The following is a 20,455-nucleotide window of genomic DNA, read 5'->3' on the forward strand; positions in this document are numbered from 1 at the left end:
GACCCGCACCTGTTACACGGGGTGCCCCGCCGTCACACCGCCGTCATCGTCACGGTGCCGCTGAAACCCATCCGCCGCGAGACCGCGCCGGCGGCGACGACCACGGCCCGCACCGTGTCGTCGAGGCGGTCGGTGGTGAGACGGAATCCCGGCCCGGACACCGACAGTGAACCGATCACCTCGCCGTCGGCGCCGCGGACCGGTGCGGCCACCGCGGTGAGTCCGATTTCCAGTTCGTCGACCGCGACGTCGTAGCCGCGGTGCCGGACCTCGACCAGAGCGGCGCGCAGCGCTTCGGCGGAGGTGACGGTGCGGGCGGTGAGGGCGGGCAGCCGGCGCCGGTCGTCGGAGATGGCGGCGATGATGGCGTCCTGTTCGGCCCGGCTGGCGTGCGCCAGCAGCACCCGGCCGTTCGCGGTGGCGTGCAACGGGTTCCGCCGCCCGACCCAGTGGTGGATCTGGAGCGCGGACGGCCCCTCCACCTGGTCCAGGTAGAGGGTCTCGGTGCCGGAGAGGATGACCAGGTTGACGGTCTCGCCGGTGTCGGCGGCCAGCGCGCGCGCGATCGGCCGGCTCTCCCGGACGATGTCGAGCCGCACCCGCGTCGACCCGGCCAACCGGAGCAGGCCGACCCCGAGCTGGTACCGCCCGCGGTCGGGGAGTTGCTCGGCCAGTCCGTGCGCCTCCAGGGTGGCCAGCAACCGGGAGGCGGTGGACTTGTGGACGCCGAGCAGGCCGGCGATCTGGGTGACGCCGAGTTCACCGTCCGCGGCCAGCAGTTCCAGGATGGTCAGCGCCCGGTCGACCGACTGGACCGATCCGGTCGTCTCGTCGCCGGTCCCGGAGCTCGCTGACATGGGGTCGAAGATACGGGTCGCACCGGGTCGATGCGGAGCTGTGCCGGCGGACGCACCGCCGGGGTCTTGACCCCGGACGGTGCCGGCGTCATGCTCGCTGTGTTGCGCTCCGCGCACCTTGTTGCGCGTGACGCACCTTATGTCGCTGTGCTCCCCTGACGTCCGGAGGTCCCATGTCGCCCCGCCCCGTCCCGGGACGCGAGTTCATCCTGACCCTGAGCTGCAAGGACGGCCCGGGTCTGGTCGCCGCGGTGAGCGGCTTCCTCGCCGCCCGGGGGGCCAACCTGCTGGCCAGCCAGCAGTTCGACGACCAGCTCACCGGTCGCTTCTTCATGCGGGTGCACGCCGCTTTCCGCGACGCCGCACCGGATCTCGAGGAGTTGCGGGCCGGGTTCGGCGATGTCGGCGCGGCACACGCGATGGACTTCGAGCTGATGGACGTGACCACGCCGACCCGGACGCTCATCATGGTCAGCCGTTTCGGACACTGCCTCAACGACCTGCTGTACCGCCACCGGATGGGCACGCTGAACATCGAGATCCCGGTCATCGTCAGCAACCACCGTGACTTCGAGGCATTGGCCGCCTCCTACGGCATCCGCTACGAGTACATCCCGGTCACGCCCGACACGAAGGCGGACGCGGAGGCCCGGCTGCTGGCGTTGATGGAGGAGCACCGGATCGACCTGGTGGTGCTCGCGCGGTACATGCAGGTGCTCGGTGAGGAGACCAGCCACGCGCTGTCGGGCCGGGCGATCAACATCCACCACTCGTTCCTGCCGAGCTTCAAGGGCGCCAAGCCCTACCACCAGGCCCACGACCGGGGCGTCAAGCTGATCGGCGCGACCGCGCACTACATCAACGACGACCTGGACGAGGGTCCGATCATCGAGCAGGACGTGGCCCGCGTCGACCACAACGACGACCCGGACGCGCTCGTCGCCGCCGGTCGCGACGTGGAGACCCAGGTGCTGGCCCGGGCGGTCAAGTGGCACTGCGAGCGCCGCGTGCTGCCCAACGGCAACCGGACCGTCGTCTTCCGCTGAGCAGAAACCTCCCCGATCCGGGGAGGAATGTGCCCGCTGAGCGGGCATATTCCTCCCGGATTCCAGGAGGGCCGGCGTGCCCGCCGGATCGGGGAGACATGTGCCCGCTGAGCGGGAACGATCCTCCCCGACTCGGGGAGGATTCTGCTCAGCCCACCCCGTGGCGGTAGAACGGGGCGTCCGACGGAGGGAGCGGCGGCACCCCGAGGATGGCGTCGGCGGCCTTCTCTGCCAGCATCATCACCGGGGCGTAGATGTTGCCGTTGGTCACGTACGGCATCACCGAGGCGTCGACCACGCGCAGGCCGTCGACGCCGTGCACCCGGAGGGTCTCGGGGTCGACGACGGCCATCGGGTCGCTGTCGGGGCCCATCTTGGCGGTGCACGAGGGGTGCAGGGCCGTCTCGGCGTCACGGGCCACCCAGTCGAGGATCTCGGCGTCGGTGCCCACCGACGGGCCGGGCGAGGTCTCACCGCCGTTGTACGGACCCATCGCCGGCTGGTTGAGGATGTCGCGGGCCACCCGCACCGCCTCGACCCACTCGCGTCGGTCCTGGTCGGTGGAGAGGTAGTTGAACTGCAGCGCAGGGTGTCTCGTCGGGTCGGTGGAGGTGATCCTCAGCGTCCCGCGGGCGTCGGAGTACATCGGCCCGACGTGCACCTGGTAGCCGTGCCCGGTGCGGGCGACCTCGCTGGACACGCTGCCGTCGTAGCGGACGGCGATCGGCAGGAAGTGGAACATCAGGTTCGGGTAGGCCACGTCGTCGTTGGAGCGGACGAAGCCGCCACCCTCGAAGTGGTTGGTGGCGGCGGGACCCCGCCGCGCGAGGATCCACTCCAGTCCGACGAACGGCTGGCGCCACTTCGACAGGTACGGCTGCACCGAGACCGGGCGGGTGCAGGCGTACTGGATGTAGACCTCCAGGTGGTCCTGCAGGTTGGCGCCGACACCGGGCAGCTCGGCCACCGGCCGGATCCCCAACGGCGACAGCACCTCCGACGGCCCGATGCCCGAGAGCTGCAGCAGCTGCGGTGAATTGATCGCCCCGCCACACAGGATCACCTCGCCGGCGTGGGCGACGTGCTGTCGCCCGTGGCGCCGGTAGGACACCCCGGTGGCCCGGGCCCCGTCGAAGCGGACGCCGGTGACCAGAGACAGGGTGCGCACCGTCAGGTTCTCCCGGGTCATCGCCGGCCGCAGGTAGGCCCGGGACGCCGACAGCCGCCGGCCCCGGTGCACGTTGCGGTCGAACGGCGCGAAACCTTCCTGGCGGTAACCGTTGACGTCGTCGGTCAGCGGGTAGCCCGCCTGCACCGCCGCCTCGAAGAACGCACCGAACAACGGGTTCTTCGCCGGGCCGCGCTCGAGCGTGAGCGGTCCGGAGTGTCCCCGGAGCTCGTCGGACGGCGGCGTCGCCAGGGTGTTCTCCATCCGCCGGAAGTACGGCAGACAGTGCGCCCAGTCCCAGCCCTTCATCCCGGGATCGGCGCCCCACCGCTCGTAGTCCAGCGGGTTGCCGCGCTGGAAGATCATCCCGTTGATGGAGCTCGACCCGCCGAGGACCTTGCCGCGGGCGTGGGCGATACGGCGGCCGTTCATGAACGGCTCCGGCTCGGACTCGTACCGCCAGTCGTAGAAGCGATTGCCGCTGGGAAAGGTGAGGGCGGCGGGCATCTGGATGAACAGGTCCCACGGGTAGTCGCTGCGGCCGGCTTCGAGCACCAGGACGCGCGCGCTGCCGTCCGCCGAGAGTCGTTCGCCCAGCACGGACCCGGCGCTGCCGCCGCCGACGATGACGTAGTCGAAGTGCTCGGAACTCATCGGGACGTCCTGTCGTCGTCGGGGTGGGAACCCGGTCGGGCCGCGGGGGAGGCGTTAGGGTTGCGCTGTGAGCAACGAAGCACCGGTCCGGGACTCCGCGGTCCAGTCCGTCGACCGGGCCGTCAGCGCCCTGGAGTTCCTTGCCCGTCATGGCGAGGCGCGGGTCTCCGAGGTGGCCGTCGCGATCGAGGTGCACAAGTCCACCGCATCCCGGTTGCTGACCGTGCTGGCGCAGCGGGGCCTGGTGGAGGTCGCGGGCGAGCGTGGCCGGTACCGGCTCGGCTTCGGGTTGGTCCGGTTGGCGGGAGCGGTCGGCAGCCGCCTGGACGTCGTCGGCCACGGCCGCGACCTGTGCGACGAGCTGGTGACCGTGAGCGGCGAGACGGTCAACCTGGCCGTCCGCCGCGGCGACCAGGTCTTCAACATCCACCAGAGCGCGGGTGACAGTGCCGTCGCGGTGAACTGGGTGGGCCGTCCGACACCGCTGCACGCGACGTCGTCGGGCAAGGCGCTGCTCGCCTGGGCATCCGTCGGGCATCCCGCCGAACTCGACCTGGAGCGGTTCACCGCGCACACCGTCACGGATCCGGACACGTTGGCCCATCAGCTGTCCCGAGCCCGCGACCAGGGCTGGGCGGTCACCCTCGGCGAGTACGAGGAAGGGTTGAACGCGGTCGCCGCACCGGTGTTCGGTCTGACCGGCGGGATCATCGCGGCGCTGTCGGTGTCGGGCCCGTCCTACCGGCTGACCGGGGAGGCGCTGGCCGCGCTGGCGCCCGCGGTGACCGCGGCGGCCGCCCGGCTCAGCGAGCGGATGGGGCACGTCGAGCGTCCGGTCTGACCGGGTCCCCGGACCCACTCAGTGGCCCAGCATCCCGGTCAACCACTCGTGGAACCCGCCGATGTGGTGCTCGCTGGGGACCAGCACGCCCCCGTCGCGGTAGGCCCGGGACGACATCGCCGGCTGGCACCGCTCGCAGGCGTCGAAGTCCTGCACGTTGACCCGGTGGAAGAGCTCCACGGACTTGGTGACGTCGCGGCCGGACTCGACCACCGACGGCAGGTAGAGCCAGTCGCACTCGACGACCGTCCGGTCCGCGGCCATCGGGTACATCCGGTGGAAGATGATGTGGTCGGGCACCATGTTGACGAACACCTGCGGCTTGACCGTGATCGCGTAGTAGCGGCGGTCCTGGTCGGGATCGATGCCCGGCAGGACGTCCAGACCCTCGGAGCCGTCCACGGTGAAACCCTTGATGTCCGAGCCGAACTCGGCGCCGTGGTTGACGAAGGACTGCGCCGCGTAGCCGTCCGCGAACTCCGGCAGCACCTCGGTCAGCTCGGGATGGATCGTCGCGCAGTGGTAGCACTCCATGAAGTTCTCGATGATGAGCTTCCAGTTGGCCTTGACGTCGTAGACGATCCGGCGGCCGACGGCGAGCGTGTCGACCTGGTAGTGGTCGAGATTGGCGACCTCGCCCAGCCTCTCGACGACCTCCTGCAGCACGGTGGCCTCGAAGGCCGGCGGCTCGTCGGCCAGCGACACCCACACGTAGCCGAGCCACTCCCGCACGTGCACCGTCTTGAGGCCGTACTCGACGCGGTCGATGTCGGGCATCTTCGTCAGGTTCGGGGCGGCGATCAGCTTGCCGTCGAGGTCGTAGGTCCAGGCGTGGTACGGGCACTGGAACGCTCGTGCGACGGCTCCACTGTCCTCCAGGCAGATCTTCGCGCCGCGGTGCCGGCAGACGTTCAGGAAGGCCCGCACCTCACCACGCCGCGACCGCGAGACGATCACGGACTCGGTGCCGACCTGCACCGTCCGGAACGAGCCGGGGGTGGGGATGTCGGAGCCGCGGGCCGCGCAGAACCACATCTGTTCGAAGATCAGCGCCTGCTCCTCGGCGAAGATCTGCGGATCGGTGTAGTACCGGCCGGGCAGCGTCGGGATGAGCGATGCGGGGAGCTCGGTCGTGGTCACGGAACCTCCAGGAGCGTTGCGGCTGCGGGTGTGTCGGCGGGAGCGTCCCCGACGGCGGACGACGGGAGACTGCGCCGGATCCGGGTGAACAGCTTCGGCTGGTTCATGCCGAGCACCGCGACCACGTCACCGTCGCGTCGGTAGACCGCGAGCAGATCGGCGCCCTCGGTGCTGCCGGCCTCGACGGTGACGGTCTCGTCGCCGCGGCGGCGGCCGGCGAACTGGATGCGCACGCCGTACTGGTCGGACCAGAAGTACGGGGCGCGCAGGGCGGCGGGTGACGGTCCCGCGAGCATCGCGGTGGCCAACGCGACCGGCCGGTCCCGGGAGTCGGTCCAGTGCTCCACCCGGAAAGGCGTCCCGCGGACGGTGTCGTGCCAGGCTGCGCAGTCGCCGACGCCGTACACGCCGGGGGCGGCGGTCGCGCCGAGCGCGGAACAGACCAGACCGTTGGACAGGTCCAGCCCGGAGCCGGCCAGCCAGTCGACCGCCGGGGCGGCGCCGACGCCGGCCACGACGACGTCGGCCGGCAGGTGGGTGCCGTCGGTGAGCGTGACCCCGTCGACGCGGTCGGTGCCGGTGAAGCCGGCGACCGGGACGCCGCAGAGCAGCCGGACGCCGTGCCGCGCGTGCAGCCCCGCGACGGCCGCACCGACCCACGCGCCGAGCGGTCCGGCGAGGGGAGTGGCGCCGGCTTCGACCACCGTGACGTCCAGGCCGCGGGCGGCGGCGGTGGCGGCGACCTCGGATCCGATGAAACCTGCGCCGATGACGACCATCCGGGCTCCGGGCTGCAGCGCGGCGCGCAGGGCGACGGCATCGTCGAGGGTGCGCAGGGTCAGGACGCCCGGGGGTGTCCCGGGCAGCCGGCGGGCGGTGGAACCGGTGGCGACGACGACCGCGTCGCCGCTCACGCGGCTGCCGTCGTCGAGGGTGACGGTCCGGTCGTCGGCGTCGAGCGCGGTGGCGCGGCGGCCGAGAAGCCATTCGGCGTCGAGGTTCTCATCCGTGCCCTCGAGGGCGAGGTCGTCCTCGGTGAGTGCTCCGGTGAGGAAGTCCTTGGACAGCGGCGGTCGGTCGTAGGGCCGGTGCGGCTCGGCGCCGATGAGGGTCAGTCGTCCGGTGAAGCCCTGATGGCGCAGGGCCCGGGCGGTGGCGTGCCCGGCCAGGCTGGCCCCGACGACGACGACCGAACGCAGGGTCACGACCCACCGCCGGTGGAGCGGCGGCGGGCCGAGCTGCGGGAGGGGTGGGACCGTGGGTGCGCGGGGGGACCGGCGACGGGCGTGGTCACAGGGACACGCCGGGCGGCAGGCGCGGCGCGTCGGTGGAGAGCTCGACCCAGACGTCGCCGTCGTCGGTCACCGTCACCGCGTGGGTGCGCACCCCGACCTTCGCGGGCGGTGCGTCGACCTCGCCGGTGCGCAGGTCGAACTTCGAGGCGTGCAGCGGACACTCGATCTCGCAGCCCTCGAGCCAGCCGTCGGCCAGCGAGGCGTCCTGGTGGGTGCAGGTGTCGTCGATGGCGAACACCTCGCCGTCCTCGGTGTGGAAGACCGCGATCGGCGGGGAGACCTGGGCGAAGCGCACACCCTCGCCGGCCGGGATGTCACCGAGCGGGCAGAGCCGCACGCGGCCGGCCGGACCTGAGGTGGCGGTTCCGGTCATCCGACCGTCCTTTGCGCTAGGCACAACGCGATTCGTCTTCCGCAACAGCTTCGTGGCAGCGGCCGGACGCTGTCAAGGGTCCGTGCCACGCGCGGCACGTCGGACCACGTCACATTCCCCGGTGACGGGCCGTCGCCGGTCAGCGACCGGCGACGGACAACCCCAGCGGCACCCGGGTGAGTGGCTTCGCCCGGTTGGCCAGCGTCGCGGCGACCGAGGCCAGGGCGACCGCGGACGGATCCTGCGGCGAGGAGAGCACGATCGGCGTCCCCGCGTCACCCGCCTCGCGGACCGGAACGGCCAGCGGCACCTGGCCGAGCAGCGGCACGTTGGTCCCCGTGGACCGGGTGAGCGACTCGGCGACCTGGCGGCCACCGCCGCTGCCGAAGACGTCCAGCGTCGATCCGTCCGGCAGCACCAGCCCGGACATGTTCTCGATGACCCCGACCACCTTCTGCCGGGTCTGCAGGGCGATCGCGCCCGCGCGCTCGGCGACCTCGGCGGCGGCGGTCTGCGGGGTGGTCACGACGATGATCTCGGTGGCCGGGATGAGCTGCGCGGTGGAGATCGCGACGTCGCCGGTACCCGGCGGCAGATCCATCAGCAGCACGTCCAGGTCGCCCCAGAACACGTCGGCGAGGAACTGCTGCAGCGCACGGTGCAGCATCGGGCCGCGCCAGACGACGGCGGCGTTGCCCTCGACGAACATGCCGACGCTGATCACCCGGACCCCGTGCGCCACCGGCGGCAGGATCATGTCGCCGATGCGTGTCGGGCGGGTGGTGACGCCGAGCATCCGCGGCACCGAGAAGCCGTAGACGTCGGCGTCGAGCACACCGACCGACAGCCCGCGCGCGGCCAGCGACGCCGCCAGGTTGACGGTCACCGTGGACTTGCCCACGCCACCCTTGCCGGAGGCGATGGCGTACACCGAGGTCCGCGACTCCGGGCGGGCGAAAGGGATGTCCTTGGTGGCGCCACCGCGGAGCTGGACACGCAACTCGTCCCGCTGGGCGTCGGTCATCGGCACCAGTGACAGCGACACCCCGGTGACGCCCGGCACCGACCGGACGGCGGCGGTGACGTCGCGTTCGATGGTGTCCTTCATCGGGCAGCCGGCGATGGTGATGAGCACGACGAGGTCGACGTGGCCGTCGGACCGGACATCGACCCGGTCGACCATGTTGAGATCGGTGATGGGGCGCCGGATCTCCGGGTCCTTGACGGTGGCCAGGGCAGCGCGGACGGCATCGGCAGTGGGCAGCATGATGACGCCAGTCTACGGCGGGCCGGGGGGCGACCCGTCGGCCGTCGCCGCCGCGCAGCGGGTCACGGGTTCGTGTGCCCGACCCGTCGGCGCAGGCCTGGAAGGGGACCGCTCGGCGTCGGTGTGGGCCGGTGCCGCCGCGCGCCGCCGGTCGTGCCCGCCGTCCCCACCCGGGCGCCGGGTCAGGTTCCCCGGGCGGCCGCCGCGGAGGGGCGCCGGTCCAGCCCGCCGAGCGCCGGGACCTCGTCGAGGTCCGCCGGCCCGGCGTCGGCGCGGTACCGGTCGCCGACGGCCACACCGCGCCCGGCGGCGACGGTGGTCGGCGGCTGCATGCGCAGCAGCGCGCCGTCGTGCCCGGTCACGGGGTCCCCACCGGTCCCGGGAGTACGTCGGTATCAGCGTTCGTTTCGCCACAGACGGGAACCGCCGACCGCGGTCCCTCGTGGGGTAGACGTACGACGTCGATCGGATTCGACAGTCCAGGACCGTCCGTCCGGATATGGGACCATGAGAGTTGACCTGCGAGAAAGGGTTCGCGATGACTGCACCAGGGACGTTCGGGGGCCAGGCCCGGGCCATGGCCATGCCCACCCCGCCCACCGGCTTCGCGGTGGCCGCCTACCCGAACTACGCCCAGGCCCAGGCCGCCGTCGAGTACCTCGCCGTCCAGGAGTTCGCCGTCGAGGACGTCACCATCGTCGGTTCCGACCTGCAGCTGGTGGAGCGCGTGACCGGCCGGCTGACCCGCGGCAAGGTTGCCGCCGCCGGCGCCGCCTCCGGCGCGTGGTTCGGTCTGTTCGTCGGTCTGCTGATGGGGTTGTTCTCCACCGTGCAGGGCGGCTCGCTGCTGCTGATCGTGGTGGGCGTGGCCATCGGTGCGCTGTTCGGCGTCGCGATGGGGCTGCTCGGCTACTCGGTCACCAAGGGCCGCCGGGACTACACCTCGTCGTCGCAGGTGGTGGCGCAGCGCTACGACGTGCTGTGCAATCCGCAGACCGCCGAGCAGGCCCGCACCCTGCTGGCCAAGATGGAGCTCGGCCAGCGCGGCTGAGCCGTCCGGATGCCGCGGCGGCCTAGAGCCAGCCGCGTTTGCGGAGCCCCCGGTACAGCATCAGACAGATCCCGACGATGATGCACAGCGCCATGGGGTAGCCGAAAGTCCAGCCGAGTTCGGGCATGTGCTCGAAGTTCATCCCGTAGATGCCGGCCACCGCGGTCGGGACCAGCGCGATGGCCGCCCACGCCGAGATCTTGCGCATGTCGGAGTTCTGCCGCATCGAGATCTCGGCCAGCGCGGCGTTGACCAGCGTGGTGAGCAGCTCGTCGTAGGTGGCCACCCGCTCCGTCACCTGCGTGAGGTGGTCCTCGACGTCACGGAAATAGGCGCGCACGGTGGCCGGGATGAACGGGTTCGGGTTCTCCGCCATCCGGTGCAGCGGGGCGGCCAGCGGCGCGGTGGCCCGGCGCAGCTCGAGGATCTCCCGCTTGAACAGGTAGATCTGCTCGATGCCGACCTGCTCGCCGGGGGAGAACACGGCGGTCTCGATCTCGTCGACGTCGTCCTCGGCGGCCTGCACGACCTCCAGGTACTGGTCGACCACCCGGTCGGCGATGGCGTGCAGCACGATCGCCGGGCCGCCGGTCAGCCGCTGCGAGTCGGCCTCGAGTTCCGAGCGCAGCCCGGCCAGCCCGGAGTGCGCGCCGTGCCGGACGGTGACGATGTAGTCCGCGCCGACCCAGACCATGATCTCGCCGGTGGTGATGATCTCGTTGGCCGTGGTGGGAGATTCGTGCTCGACGAAACGCACCGTCTTGAGCACCACGAACAGCGACTGCTTGTACTGCTCCAGCTTGGCCCGCTGGTGGGCGTGCACCGCGTCCTCGACGGCCAGCTCGTGCAGGCCGAAGGTCCAGGCGACGGCGGCCATGTCCTCGCTGGACGGCTCCTGGAGACCGACCCAGACGAAACCGCGGCCCGCCTCGCGCACGGCCTGCAGGGCGACGTACGGGTCGCCACAGCCGGGCACCCGGACCCCGTCGATGTAGGGCGCGCAGTCCACGATGGCGGCGTTGGCGTCCACGGTCGGTGGCGCCGGTGCCGGTGCGGTCCGGCCGTTCGCCCGGGCTCCAGGGGCGATGACCGCCGGGAGCTTGAGCCGCAGGTGAGGTGGTTCGAAGCCGAGAGCCATCGCAGACCTCACTTCCGGGTCGACAGGGCGGGCAGGACGAGGCACAGCCGGGCGCCGGGAGCGCCCGGGACACCGGAAGGCACGGTACCCGCTGGAGACTGCGGCAGGATGTGAACAATGCGCATCGACCTGCACACCCACTCCAACGCGTCGGACGGCACGGACACACCGGCCGAACTGGTGGCGATCGCGGCGCAGGCCGGTCTGGACGTCGTCGCGCTGACCGATCACGACACCACCGGGGGCTGGGCCGCCGCCGAGGCCGCACTCCCGCCCGGGATGACGCTGATCCGGGGGGCCGAGTTCTCCACAGGTCTGCTGATGCCCGGCGGTCACCGGGTCAGCGTGCACCTGCTCGCCTACCTGTTCGACCCGCTCGACGCGGCCGTGGTCGCCGAGCACCGGCGGCTGTTCGACGAGCGGCTGCAGCGGGGTCTGCGCATCGTCGACCTGATGGTCGCCGACGGCATCCCGATCAGCCGCGAGCAGGTGCTGGCCATCTCCGCCGGAGCGCCCGTGGGCCGGCCCCACATCGGCCGTGCGCTGGTCGCCTCCGGTGTCGTGACCAGCGTCAACGAGGCGTTCGAGCGCTACCTCGCCGGGAACAGCGGTTACTACGTGCCCAAGGTCGACACCGACCTGAACGTCGCGGTCCGGATGATCGCCGCGGCCGGCGGGGTCAGCGTGATGGCGCACAGCCGCTCCCGGTCGGCCGCGCGGTTCCTGACCCCGGAACGCATCGCGGAGCTGGCGGCGCTCGGTCTGGACGGCATCGAGGTCGACCACCCCGACCATGCCGCGGCCGACCGGGTGGAGCTGGCGGGGTTGGCCCGCGAGCTGGACCTCATCACCACCGGCTCGTCGGACTACCACGGCACGAACAAGACCATCCGGATCGGCGCGGAGCACACCGCCCCCGACCAGCTCGCCCGGATCGTGGACCGGGCGACCGGGATCCCGGTGATCGGACCCGCCGGGGCGCGTGCGTGACCGACACGACCCCGCTGAGCGTGCCGGCGGTCCGTCGACCGTCACGGGCGGGGCGGTTCGTGGTGGCGACCGGCGATCTGCTCGCGGCGGGGATGCTCGTGCTCGGGCTGGGCCTGGCCCTGGCGATGATCGTGCTGCCCGCGCCCGGCAGCGGACCCCACGAAGGCACCGGAGGTCCCGGATGGGGCCCGGTCGCGGCGCACCTGGCGGTGGGAGTGCTGGCGGAGGCTGGTGGTCAGCTGGCCCGGCGTCGCGGCCGACCGGTGCGGATCGCGGTCGCGGTGGTGACGGTCGTGGCGGCGTCGGTCGTGCTCGCCCGGTGCTGGTGGCGCTGACTCAGTTGCCGGCGGCCGCGGCCGTCGATCCGGCGGTGTCGGTTCCCGCGGTGCCGGTGGGTCGGGAATCGGCCGGCGTGGTCGCGGTGGCGGTGGTGCCGGACGGGAACGACAGCGTGGCGGGCGGCCGGGCGGAACTGGTCACCAGCGGCGGGTCGGTGGCCGGCGCGGCGGGATCACGCAACCCCACCACGGTCGTGCCGCGGGACTCCACGACGGTGTTGCCGACGGTGCGGACGTCGATCCGGCCGGCGTATCCGGTTCGGTCGACCGGGATCGTGGTCGTGGTCCGCCCGTCCTGCGCGGAGACCACCGCGAGTCCCTCGTCCTCCGGCACCAGCAGCTGGTCGCCGATCAGCGCGGGGGTGCCGCGGACGTCGGCCATCGTCCAGCTCACCGCCAGGTCGTCGCTGTCCACGGCGATCAACGTCGACCCGACCCAGGCGTAGCGGGCGTCGGCGGTGACGGTGACCGGGGTGACCCGGCTCTGGTCGCGGGAGGCGACGATGTCGTCGGCGGTGACCGGCACCGGGGTGCGCGAGACCTCGACCCCGGCCGCGTCGTACACGACGACCGCGGGCTCCGGGCCGCCGACCAGGACGGCGACCTTCTCCGACGTCACCGACAGGACGCGGGCGTCGGTGGTCTGCAGGTCGACGGTGGCCCGTGGGTCGTGGTTGAGGTTGTCCCAGCTCTTGGACTTGCCGTCGGCGGTCGCGCCGGGATCGACGTAGTTGATCACCAGTCGGGCGTTGGGGCCGGCGTCGCTGTCCGGGCAGTGCTCGATGGTGGCGAACTGCTGGGTGGTGATCGCCAGGTCGTCGAAACGGCATCCGAGGTGCCTCGTGGAGGGCTTCGTCGGCTCGGGCTGGTCGCCGTACTGGATGGTGCGGACGAGGTCGTAGCGCCACAACTCGACGAGGTCGTCGCTGACCATGCCGCCGTAGGGCCCGCCGAAGACCAGGGTGGAGTCCTCGGCGGTGAACCCGGTCCGCTGGTCGGTCCGCTCGCCGGTGATCGGGTTGAGCAGGGTGATCTCGGAGCAGGTGTCGCCCTTGGAGTACGCCGTCAGGATGCCGCGGACGGCGCCGGACGCGGTCAGCGTGTCGGCGCGGATGTCGCCGCTGCCCATCGCGCACAGTGCGAGGTTGCTGCGGTCGTACGTCCAGCGCACGTCGCCGGTGACGGCGTCGTGACCGGTGACGGTGTGCCCGGTCGCGGTGGCGACGGTTCCGTAGGGCGAGGCCACCCCCGGGAACCCCGGGTCGGTGGGCAGCGTCCACACCTCGTCCAGTGCCGCCGGTGCGTCCGTCATCGGGGCCGGCGCGACCGCCTCCGGTCCGGTGGTGAGCGTCGTCGCGCGCGCGTCGCTCTTCAGGTACACGGCGACCGCGATCAGCACCACCAGGACCGTCAGCGCGACGGCGACCGCGACGTCGAGACGACGCCGCCGCGACAGCGGCATCACGGACAGGTCACTCCGCGGCGGGTGCGGAGGTGCTGGACGAGTCCTGGCCGCTGCGGGTGCGGCGACGGGACCGGTTGCGGCGGGGCCGCGGGACCTCGTCGACCGCCGGGGCGGCGGGTGCGGACGCGGGTGCGCTGCCCTCGGTGCCGCCGGAGCCGTTCCCGGACGTCCGCGAACCGCGGCTGCGGCCACGGCTGTCGTCGCGACCGGCATCGCGGCCGGCGGGCTTGCGCGGACCCCGGCCGGTCTCACCGAGATCCTCGATCACCTCGGCGTCCAGCCCGGGCAGCGTCTGCTGTGACTTGCGCAGCCGGCCGGTGGTGCCCTCCGGGATCTCCAGGTCGGCGAACAGGTGCTGGGAGTTGGAGTACGTCTCCACCGGCTCGGCCAGCTCCAGGCCCAGCGCGTCGTTGATCATCTTCCACTTGGGCATGTCGTCCCAGTCGACCAGCGTCAACGCGATGCCGGTACGGCCGGCGCGGCCGGTACGGCCGATCCGGTGGACGTAGGTCTTCTCGTCGTCCGGACTCTGGTAGTTGATGACGTGGGTGACGCCCTCGACGTCGATACCGCGGGCGGCCACGTCCGTGGCCACCAGGATGTCGACCTTGCCCGAGCGGAACGCGCGCAGCGCCTGCTCGCGGGCGCCCTGCCCGAGATCGCCGTGGACGGCGGCGGCGGCGAAGCCACGCTCGACCAGTTCGTCGGAGACCTTCTGTGCCGACCGCTTGGTGCGGGTGAAGATCATCGTCAGACCGCGGTCCTTGGCCTGCAGGACCTTCGAGATCAGCTCGACCTTGTCCATGGCGTGGGCCCGGTAGGCGAACTGCGTGGTGGTCAGGTGGGTGGCGCCCTCGGCGGGGGCCTCGGCGCGGATGTGCGTCGGCTGCGTCATGAAGCTGCGGGCCAGCGTGATGATCGGGCCGGGCATCGTCGCCGAGAACAGCATCGTCTGCTTGGTGGCCGGGACCATGCCGAGCACCTTCTCGATGTCGGGCAGGAAGCCCAGGTCGAGCATCTCGTCGGCCTCGTCGAGGACGAGGACGTGGACGGCGCCGAGGATCAGACTGCCGCTCTTGGCCAGGTCAAGCAGTCGGCCGGGGGTGCCGACGACGACGTCCACGCCGGCCTGCAGCGCGTTAACCTGCGGTTCGTAGGCGCGACCGCCGTAGACGGCGAGCACCTTGAGGCCGGTGTCCTTGGCCGCGGTGGTGAGGTCGCGCGTGACCTGCACGCACAGCTCGCGGGTGGGCACGATGATCAGGCCGCGGGGCGCCCGCTCACCGGTCTGCGCGCCCGGTTCGGCGGCGAGACGGTGCAGCAACGGCACACCGAAGCCGAGCGTCTTGCCCATGCCGGTGCGGGCCTGACCGATGAGGTCGTGGCCCTGCAGCGCGATCGGCAGCGTCAGCTCCTGGATCGCGAACGTCCGCTCGATGCCGGTGGCGACCAGCGCGCTCACGATGCGCGGGTCCACCCCCAGCTCGGCGAACGTGGGCGCGTCCGGCTTGACCGGAGCGAGCTCGATGGGCGGCGGTTCGATCGCGGCCTCGGCGTCGGCGTCCAGCGGCACGGCGGTGTGGTCGAGTTCGACTGCGGAAGGAGCAGCGTCCTCAGTGGGTTGAGTGGTGTTTTCGGTGGTCATCGGTTGTCCATGCTACGGGGCATACGATGTCCCGGTGACGGAGACAGCCCCGACGGCGCCCCTGGAGACGTCCGAGCGCGGCTTCGAGCCGGATCCGCAGTCGGTCACAGACCTGCTCGGTGTGCTCGCGTACGGCGAGCTGTCGGCGTTCGACCGGATGTCGATGGACGCCCGGATGGCGCCTTCGATGTCCGGGCGTGTCGCGTTGTCGCAGATGGCGGCGGCCGAGATGGGCCATTTCCGGGCCCTGTCGCAGCACCTGGCGCGGCGCGGCACCGACGTCGAGATCGCCATGTCGCCGTTCGTCAAGGCGCTCGAGGCCTTCCACGACTCCACTCCGCCGCACTCGTGGCTGGAGTCACTGGTCAAGGCGCACGTCGGCGACGGACTGGCCGCCGACTTCTACCGCGAGATCGCCGAATGGCTCGATCCCGAGACCCGCGACCTCGTCTTCGAGGTGTTGGGGGACACCGGGCACTCCGCGTTCGCCGTCCGTGAGGTGCGCCGGGCGTGCGAGGCGGATCCACGGCTGACCGGGCCGCTCGCGCTCTGGGGCCGTCGGCTGCTCGGCGAGGCGCTGACCCAGGCCCAGTACGTGGTGGCGGAGCGGGACGCGCTGGCGTCGTTGATCGTCACCGGGTCGGGGGATCTGGCGGGTATCGCCGCCCTGTTCCGCCGGCTGCAGCTCGGGCACACGGGGCGGATGAAGTCGCTCGGCCTGGCCTGAGGCCGGGCCCGGCTCGTCCGTCGGACGCCCTCCTGCCCGGACGGCGACCGCCGCGGCATCAGGGCGCGAGGAACGCCGCCAATAGATCGACGTAGTACGCCTGGTCGGCCACCCCCGCCAGCTCCCGCGCCGAGTGCATCGACAGCGTCGGCGTCCCCACGTCGACGGTGGTCGCACCGGTGGACGCGGAGATCATCGGGCCCACGGTCGACCCACAGGGCAGGTCGGTACGGGTGACGAAGCGCTGCAGCGGCACGCCGGCGCGTTCGGCGGCGAGCTCGACATGGGAGGCCCCGACGGAGTCGGTGGCGTACCGGAGCTGGCTGTTGATCTTGAGCACGGGGCCGCCGTTCATCGCGACGGTGTGCTGCGGTTCGTGCTTCTCGGCGTAGTTGGGATGTGTGGCGTGCGCGGCGTCGCCGGACAGGATCACCGTCCCGGCCAACGCCCGCAGCAGGTCCTCGCGGCCTCCGCCGGCGGCGAGCACGAGGCGCTCCAGCGTCGCCGTGAGCAGCGCCGAGCCGGCCCCGCGCTCCGACACGCTGCCGACCTCCTCGTGGTCGAACAGCACGACGACCTGCACCAGCGGCGACGTGGGCGCGCCCGCTCCGATCAGCGCCCGGGTCGCCGCCGAGGCGGTCGTCTGGTTGTCCAGCCGGGCCGCGGCCAGCGTCGCACGGTCGCCGCCGGTACGCCGCGCCGGCGTCAGGTCGTGCGTCATCAGGTCCCAGGCGAGGACGTCATGGGAATCGATGTCCAGCCGGCCCGCCAGGTGGCCGATGATGTCGCCGGGCGTATTGCCGATGGCCCAGTGCGGGGCCAGGTGCTGCTGCGGGTTGAGCACCAGCCCTTCGGCGTTCACCCCCCGGTTGAGGTGGATGGCCAGGTTGGAGACCCGCAGCAATGGCTCGTCGATCCGTACCAGCCGGGTCCGGACGCCGTCCGCCGACCGCAGCGACAGTCGTCCCGAGAGCCCCAGATCCCGGTCCAGCCACGTCGACAGCAGCGGCCCGCCGTAGACCTCGACGCCGACCAGCTGCCAGCCGGCGCGGCTCAGATCGGGCTGCGGCTTCAGTCGGAGGTTGGGCGAGTCGGTGTGCGCCGCCACCACCCGGAACGGCGTCGCGGGACCGGACGCGTGGGTGGTGTCCCACGCCACCAGGGAGCCGCCGCGGACCAGGTAGCCGCGTCCTCCGACGAAGGCATCCGTCTCCGACACCCGCGACCAACCGGCCGCGTCCAGCAGCGCCGCCGCGGTCTCGCAGGCGTGGAACGGTGTGGGGGAGGCGTCGACGAACGACGCCAGATCCGCTGCCGCCTGATCGGGGGAGGTGCTCATCGGGCCATCGCCTTCGCTCGCTTGGCTGCCGTCCGGCGCAGCTCGTCCGGCAGATCCGGTACGTCCACCATCAGGTCGAGCAGTTCCGGTTCCACGGTGATGGCCCGGAACGCCGTCCAGTTGCTGATCTGATGGTGCGGCCGCTCCACAACCACGATGCTGTCGCCGGCGGTCACCGGGCCGCCGCGCAGCACCCGCAGGTACGTGCCGGACACGCCGCGCTCGGTGAACCGCTTGACCCAGCGCTTCTCGCCGAGCGCCGCCTGGAAACTGCGGCAGGGGATCCGCGGCACCGTGACCTGCAACAGCAGGGACCCGCCGACGAGCCACTGCTCACCGACCAGGGCGCTGGTGATGTTGATCCCCGACGTCGTCAGGTTCTCGCCGAAGCACCCGTCGGGGAGGTCCCGGCCCAGCTCGGCCTGCCACCAGTCGAGGTCCTCGCGGGCGTAGGCGTACACCGCCTGGTCGTCGCCACCGTGGTACCGCAGGTCGCACACGGTGTCGCCGGCCAACCCGCCGCCGGCGAGACCCTTCGGCCCCGGTGCGAACACGTCGACCGCACCGCGCACCGGACGTTTGTCCATCCCGCTGAGCCGCGTACGGCCCGGGAGCTGCAGCGGCGAGGACGCCAGGTTCACCGACCGGACCGCAGACATGCGGCCCACCCTAACGGTGGCCCTGCGTGATGCCGCATGCGCCTGCGGTCGCCGTCGCGCGGTCGTCCGGGGCGCGCCGACCTCGGTCGATGAGACAATGGGGAGGTCATGACCGAACCTGTCACTCCCGTCGCCCCCGCCCCGGCCACCCGCGCACTGCCGCTGGTCTTCAACGCACCGCGCCGCGGCAAGCCGCCGGTGCACCTCGCCGACCTCGGAACCGACGCCCGCAAAGCCGCGCTGCAGCAGATCGGCCAGCCCGCGTTCCGGGCCGACCAGGTCGCGCGGCACTACTTCGGCAACCTCACGCGCGACCCCGCGGAGATGACCGACCTGCCCGAGAAGCACCGCACCGCCATCGCCGACACCATGCTGCCCGAGCTGTTGACGCAGGTCAGGGCGATGTCCACGGACGACGGCGACACGCGCAAGACCCTCTGGCGCGCCCACGACGGCACGCTCATCGAGTCGGTGCTGATGCGCTACCCCGAGCGGGTCACGCTGTGCGTCTCGTCGCAGGCGGGCTGCGGGATGGCCTGCCCGTTCTGCGCCACCGGCCAGGGCGGCCTCGACCGCAACCTGTCCACCGCGGAGATCGTCGAGCAGGTGCGGCTGGCCGCCCGGGCGACCCGCGACGGCGTCTTCGGCGAGCCCGACCGGCTCTCCAACATCGTCTTCATGGGCATGGGAGAGCCGCTGGCCAACTACAAGCGGGTGCTCGAAGCGGTGAAGCTCATCACCGCGCCCACCCCGCACGGTCTCGGCATCTCGGCCCGCTCGGTCACCGTCTCCACGGTGGGCCTGCTGCCGGCCATCGACAAGCTGACCGAGGAGAACATGCAGGTCCGGCTGGCGGTCAGCCTGCACGCCCCGGACGACGAACTGCGCGACGAGCTCGTCCCGGTGAACTCCCGCTGGAAGATCGGTGAGGTGCTGCAGGGTGCCCGCCGCTACGCCGACCGCACCGGCCGCCGGGTCAGCATCGAGTACGCGCTCATCCGCGACGTGAACGACCAGCCGTGGCGGGCCGACCTGCTCGGCACGGTGCTGCGGGAGCACCTCGGACACCTGGTGCACGTCAACCTCATCCCGCTCAACCCCACCCCGGGCAGCAAGTGGGACGCGAGTCCCCGCCCGGTGCAGGACGAGTTCGTCCGCCGCGTGCAGGCGCAGGGCGTCACCTGCACCGTGCGGGACACCCGCGGTCAGGACATCGACGCGGCCTGCGGTCAGCTGGCGGCCAGCGAACGCGACCGGTAGCCCACTGTCGGGGGAGCGTCCTAGCGTGGTGTCGGTCAGGTCACACCACGTCCCGGGAGGTCCTCATGACCACGCTCCAGAACCGACCGCACACCGCGCTGCTGGTCATCGACGTGCAGAACGGTGTGGTCACCGGCGCCCACGACCGTGACGCGGTGGTCGGCAATGTGGCCACGCTGGTCGAGCGGGCCCGGGCGGCCGACGTCCCCGTCGTCTGGGTGCAGCACTCCGATCCGGGCCTGACCATCGGCAGCGACGCCTGGCAGCTGGTGCCCGAGCTCGAGCGCGCCGAGTCCGAGCCGCTGGTGGGCAAGACCTACGGGGACTCGTTCGAGGACACCGACCTGGAGACCGTGCTGGCCCGGCTGGCTGTGGGCCGGCTGGTGGTGGCGGGCGCCCAGACCGACATGTGCATCCGGTCGACGCTGCACGGCGCCCTGGTCCGCGGGTACGACGCGATGCTGGTCAGCGACGCGCACACCACCGAGGACCTCACCGAATGGGGTGCCCCGACCCCCGACCTGGTCATCGCCCACACCAACATGTACTGGAGCGAACAGCGTGCCCCGGGCCGGACGGCCGGGACGGTGGCCACGGCCGACGTCGACTTCGCCGGGTGATCCGGCCGGTACCGGTCGACCCGGGGGTGGGGTTGCACCCCCGGACATGCCACCGCCGGCCGCCCCTCGCGGGGACGACCGGCGGTGGCACGGGTCGGGTGTCGGCGTCAGGGCCGGCGGCGGCGCTCCTTGCGGATCCGCGCGTCGGTACGCAGCAGCCACCACGCCAGCAGGGTGCCGATGGCGGCCAGCCACCAGTTCTCGACGTTGGAGACCTGGTTGCCGGCGAAGATCATGATGAACATCACGGCGACGGCGATCCACAGCATGATGCGGCTGCCGACGGGAGCGAACTCCCGGAACGAGCCGTGCCAGCCCCACTCCTCGCTCGGTGCGTCGGGGTTGTAGCGGACGACGTGCCCGTGGGCGGCCTGCTGGACCTCGGCGCCGACCTCGTCGGTCGGGCCCTGACCGTGGATCGACTCGGGGACGTCCCCGACTGGTGCCTTCTCGATCGACGTGCCCGCCACGGTGACTCCTCTGTGTATCGGTGTGTCTCGGAACTCCTGTGTCCAGTCTGGCATGCCGCCGGGGGCGGCACGCGTCGGCGCGGCCCGGCGTCATCAGACGCGAGCGCGAGCG

20 protein-coding genes and 1 pseudogene are annotated in these 20,455 nt (G+C 71.9%); 8 read left to right on the forward strand and 13 right to left on the reverse strand.

Annotated elements, in window-relative coordinates:
- Positions 1-32: 32 nt before the first annotated feature.
- Complete coding sequence (locus DB033_RS03710; RefSeq protein WP_111765504.1) at positions 33-857, reverse strand: IclR family transcriptional regulator; 825 nt, start codon at positions 855-857, stop codon at positions 33-35.
- A gap of 173 nt (positions 858-1,030) precedes the next feature.
- On the opposite strand from DB033_RS03710, the gene purU reads away from it, so the two are divergent.
- Positions 1,031-1,903 (forward strand): formyltetrahydrofolate deformylase, encoded by an 873-nt coding sequence (gene purU, locus DB033_RS03715; RefSeq protein ID WP_111765505.1) that lies wholly within the window; start codon positions 1,031-1,033, stop codon positions 1,901-1,903.
- Between the two features lie 148 nt (positions 1,904-2,051).
- On the opposite strand, the gene betA is transcribed toward purU, so the two are convergent.
- The gene (betA, locus tag DB033_RS03720) at positions 2,052-3,725 is read right to left on the reverse strand and encodes a choline dehydrogenase (protein WP_111765506.1); all 1,674 of its coding nucleotides are present in this window, start codon (positions 3,723-3,725) and stop codon (positions 2,052-2,054) included.
- Positions 3,726-3,792: 67 nt separating this feature from the next.
- Between betA and DB033_RS03725 the strand changes: the two genes are divergently transcribed.
- On the forward strand, positions 3,793-4,566 hold the full coding sequence (locus tag DB033_RS03725; protein WP_111765507.1) for an IclR family transcriptional regulator: 774 nt from the start codon (positions 3,793-3,795) through the stop codon (positions 4,564-4,566).
- 18 nt (positions 4,567-4,584) lie between these two features.
- Here the strand turns inward: DB033_RS03725 and DB033_RS03730 are convergent, their stop codons facing one another.
- From DB033_RS03730 to DB033_RS03750, 5 genes are all read right to left on the reverse strand, one after another.
- Positions 4,585-5,706 carry an aromatic ring-hydroxylating oxygenase subunit alpha gene (locus DB033_RS03730; protein ID WP_111765508.1) on the reverse strand — a complete coding sequence of 374 codons (1,122 nt, stop codon included), beginning with the start codon at positions 5,704-5,706 and terminating at the stop codon, positions 4,585-4,587.
- On the reverse strand, positions 5,703-6,905 hold the full coding sequence (locus tag DB033_RS03735) for an NAD(P)/FAD-dependent oxidoreductase (RefSeq protein WP_111767212.1): 1,203 nt from the start codon (positions 6,903-6,905) through the stop codon (positions 5,703-5,705). The genes DB033_RS03730 and DB033_RS03735 overlap by 4 nt, the downstream gene beginning before the upstream one ends.
- 91 nt (positions 6,906-6,996) lie before the next feature.
- A complete protein-coding gene (locus DB033_RS03740) occupies positions 6,997-7,374 on the reverse strand; it encodes a bifunctional 3-phenylpropionate/cinnamic acid dioxygenase ferredoxin subunit (protein WP_111765509.1) in 378 nt (125 codons plus the stop codon).
- Between the two features lie 139 nt (positions 7,375-7,513).
- Entirely contained in the window at positions 7,514-8,641 is a 1,128-nt protein-coding gene (locus DB033_RS03745; RefSeq protein ID WP_111765510.1) for an Mrp/NBP35 family ATP-binding protein, read from the reverse strand.
- 182 nt (positions 8,642-8,823) lie between these two features.
- Positions 8,824-9,003 carry a hypothetical protein gene (locus tag DB033_RS03750; RefSeq protein WP_111765511.1) on the reverse strand — a complete coding sequence of 60 codons (180 nt, stop codon included), beginning with the start codon at positions 9,001-9,003 and terminating at the stop codon, positions 8,824-8,826.
- Positions 9,004-9,179: 176 nt separating this feature from the next.
- On the opposite strand from DB033_RS03750, the gene DB033_RS03755 reads away from it, so the two are divergent.
- Complete coding sequence (locus tag DB033_RS03755) at positions 9,180-9,692, forward strand: YflT domain-containing protein (RefSeq protein WP_111765512.1); 513 nt, start codon at positions 9,180-9,182, stop codon at positions 9,690-9,692.
- Positions 9,693-9,714: 22 nt separating this feature from the next.
- On the opposite strand, the gene DB033_RS03760 is transcribed toward DB033_RS03755, so the two are convergent.
- Complete coding sequence (locus DB033_RS03760; RefSeq protein WP_111765513.1) at positions 9,715-10,830, reverse strand: magnesium and cobalt transport protein CorA; 1,116 nt, start codon at positions 10,828-10,830, stop codon at positions 9,715-9,717.
- 117 nt (positions 10,831-10,947) lie between these two features.
- Here DB033_RS03760 and DB033_RS03765 point away from each other — a divergent pair, with 117 nt between their 5' ends.
- On the forward strand, positions 10,948-11,820 hold the full coding sequence (locus tag DB033_RS03765) for a PHP domain-containing protein (protein WP_111765514.1): 873 nt from the start codon (positions 10,948-10,950) through the stop codon (positions 11,818-11,820).
- Entirely contained in the window at positions 11,817-12,155 is a 339-nt protein-coding gene (locus DB033_RS03770) for a hypothetical protein (protein ID WP_111765515.1), read from the forward strand. The genes DB033_RS03765 and DB033_RS03770 overlap by 4 nt, the downstream gene beginning before the upstream one ends.
- A 1-nt stretch (position 12,156) precedes the next feature.
- Here DB033_RS03770 and DB033_RS03775 read toward each other — a convergent pair whose 3' ends face one another.
- Both DB033_RS03775 and DB033_RS03780 read right to left on the reverse strand, forming a co-directional pair.
- A complete protein-coding gene (locus tag DB033_RS03775; protein WP_111765516.1) occupies positions 12,157-13,620 on the reverse strand; it encodes an Rv3212 family protein in 1,464 nt (487 codons plus the stop codon).
- Positions 13,550-15,268 (reverse strand): annotated as a pseudogene (locus tag DB033_RS03780) (DEAD/DEAH box helicase); the annotation flags it as partial. The pseudogene DB033_RS03780 and the gene DB033_RS03775, both read right to left, overlap by 71 nt.
- A 61-nt stretch (positions 15,269-15,329) precedes the next feature.
- Between DB033_RS03780 and DB033_RS03785 the strand changes: the two are divergent.
- Positions 15,330-15,995 carry a ferritin-like fold-containing protein gene (locus DB033_RS03785; RefSeq protein WP_111767213.1) on the forward strand — a complete coding sequence of 222 codons (666 nt, stop codon included), beginning with the start codon at positions 15,330-15,332 and terminating at the stop codon, positions 15,993-15,995.
- 58 nt (positions 15,996-16,053) lie between these two features.
- On the opposite strand, the gene DB033_RS03790 is transcribed toward DB033_RS03785, so the two are convergent.
- Both DB033_RS03790 and DB033_RS03795 read right to left on the reverse strand, forming a co-directional pair.
- On the reverse strand, positions 16,054-17,334 hold the full coding sequence (locus DB033_RS03790; RefSeq protein WP_111765518.1) for a M18 family aminopeptidase: 1,281 nt from the start codon (positions 17,332-17,334) through the stop codon (positions 16,054-16,056).
- Positions 17,331-17,993: an MOSC domain-containing protein gene (locus tag DB033_RS03795; protein WP_111765519.1), complete on the reverse strand. Its 663-nt coding sequence runs from the start codon at positions 17,991-17,993 to the stop codon at positions 17,331-17,333. The genes DB033_RS03790 and DB033_RS03795 overlap by 4 nt, the downstream gene beginning before the upstream one ends.
- A gap of 108 nt (positions 17,994-18,101) precedes the next feature.
- On the opposite strand from DB033_RS03795, the gene rlmN reads away from it, so the two are divergent.
- Complete coding sequence (gene rlmN / locus DB033_RS03800) at positions 18,102-19,253, forward strand: dual-specificity RNA methyltransferase RlmN (RefSeq protein ID WP_111765520.1); 1,152 nt, start codon at positions 18,102-18,104, stop codon at positions 19,251-19,253.
- 65 nt (positions 19,254-19,318) lie between these two features.
- Entirely contained in the window at positions 19,319-19,873 is a 555-nt protein-coding gene (locus DB033_RS03805) for an isochorismatase family protein (protein ID WP_111765521.1), read from the forward strand.
- A 107-nt stretch (positions 19,874-19,980) separates the two neighbouring features.
- On the opposite strand, the gene DB033_RS03810 is transcribed toward DB033_RS03805, so the two are convergent.
- A complete protein-coding gene (locus DB033_RS03810; protein WP_157970492.1) occupies positions 19,981-20,343 on the reverse strand; it encodes a DUF2631 domain-containing protein in 363 nt (120 codons plus the stop codon).
- Positions 20,344-20,455 lie beyond the last annotated feature (112 nt).

This window comes from Nakamurella deserti, assembly GCF_003260015.1.
GTDB lineage: Bacteria > Actinomycetota > Actinomycetes > Mycobacteriales > Nakamurellaceae > Nakamurella > Nakamurella deserti.

What these genes read in the sequence shown, in the direction of transcription:
- DB033_RS03710 (WP_111765504.1), bottom strand. Translation starts at nt 857, where the DNA reads ATGTCAGCGAGCTCCGGGACCGGCGACGAGACGACCGGATCGGTCCAG.
- purU (WP_111765505.1), top strand. Translation starts at nt 1,031, where the DNA reads ATGTCGCCCCGCCCCGTCCCGGGACGCGAGTTCATCCTGACCCTGAGC.
- betA (WP_111765506.1), bottom strand. Translation starts at nt 3,725, where the DNA reads ATGAGTTCCGAGCACTTCGACTACGTCATCGTCGGCGGCGGCAGCGCC.
- DB033_RS03740 (WP_111765509.1), bottom strand. Translation starts at nt 7,374, where the DNA reads ATGACCGGAACCGCCACCTCAGGTCCGGCCGGCCGCGTGCGGCTCTGC.
- DB033_RS03745 (WP_111765510.1), bottom strand. Translation starts at nt 8,641, where the DNA reads ATGCTGCCCACTGCCGATGCCGTCCGCGCTGCCCTGGCCACCGTCAAG.
- DB033_RS03755 (WP_111765512.1), top strand. Translation starts at nt 9,180, where the DNA reads ATGACTGCACCAGGGACGTTCGGGGGCCAGGCCCGGGCCATGGCCATG.
- DB033_RS03760 (WP_111765513.1), bottom strand. Translation starts at nt 10,830, where the DNA reads ATGGCTCTCGGCTTCGAACCACCTCACCTGCGGCTCAAGCTCCCGGCG.
- DB033_RS03765 (WP_111765514.1), top strand. Translation starts at nt 10,948, where the DNA reads ATGCGCATCGACCTGCACACCCACTCCAACGCGTCGGACGGCACGGAC.
- DB033_RS03775 (WP_111765516.1), bottom strand. Translation starts at nt 13,620, where the DNA reads ATGCCGCTGTCGCGGCGGCGTCGTCTCGACGTCGCGGTCGCCGTCGCG.
- DB033_RS03790 (WP_111765518.1), bottom strand. Translation starts at nt 17,334, where the DNA reads ATGAGCACCTCCCCCGATCAGGCGGCAGCGGATCTGGCGTCGTTCGTC.
- DB033_RS03795 (WP_111765519.1), bottom strand. Translation starts at nt 17,993, where the DNA reads ATGTCTGCGGTCCGGTCGGTGAACCTGGCGTCCTCGCCGCTGCAGCTC.
- rlmN (WP_111765520.1), top strand. Translation starts at nt 18,102, where the DNA reads ATGACCGAACCTGTCACTCCCGTCGCCCCCGCCCCGGCCACCCGCGCA.
- DB033_RS03805 (WP_111765521.1), top strand. Translation starts at nt 19,319, where the DNA reads ATGACCACGCTCCAGAACCGACCGCACACCGCGCTGCTGGTCATCGAC.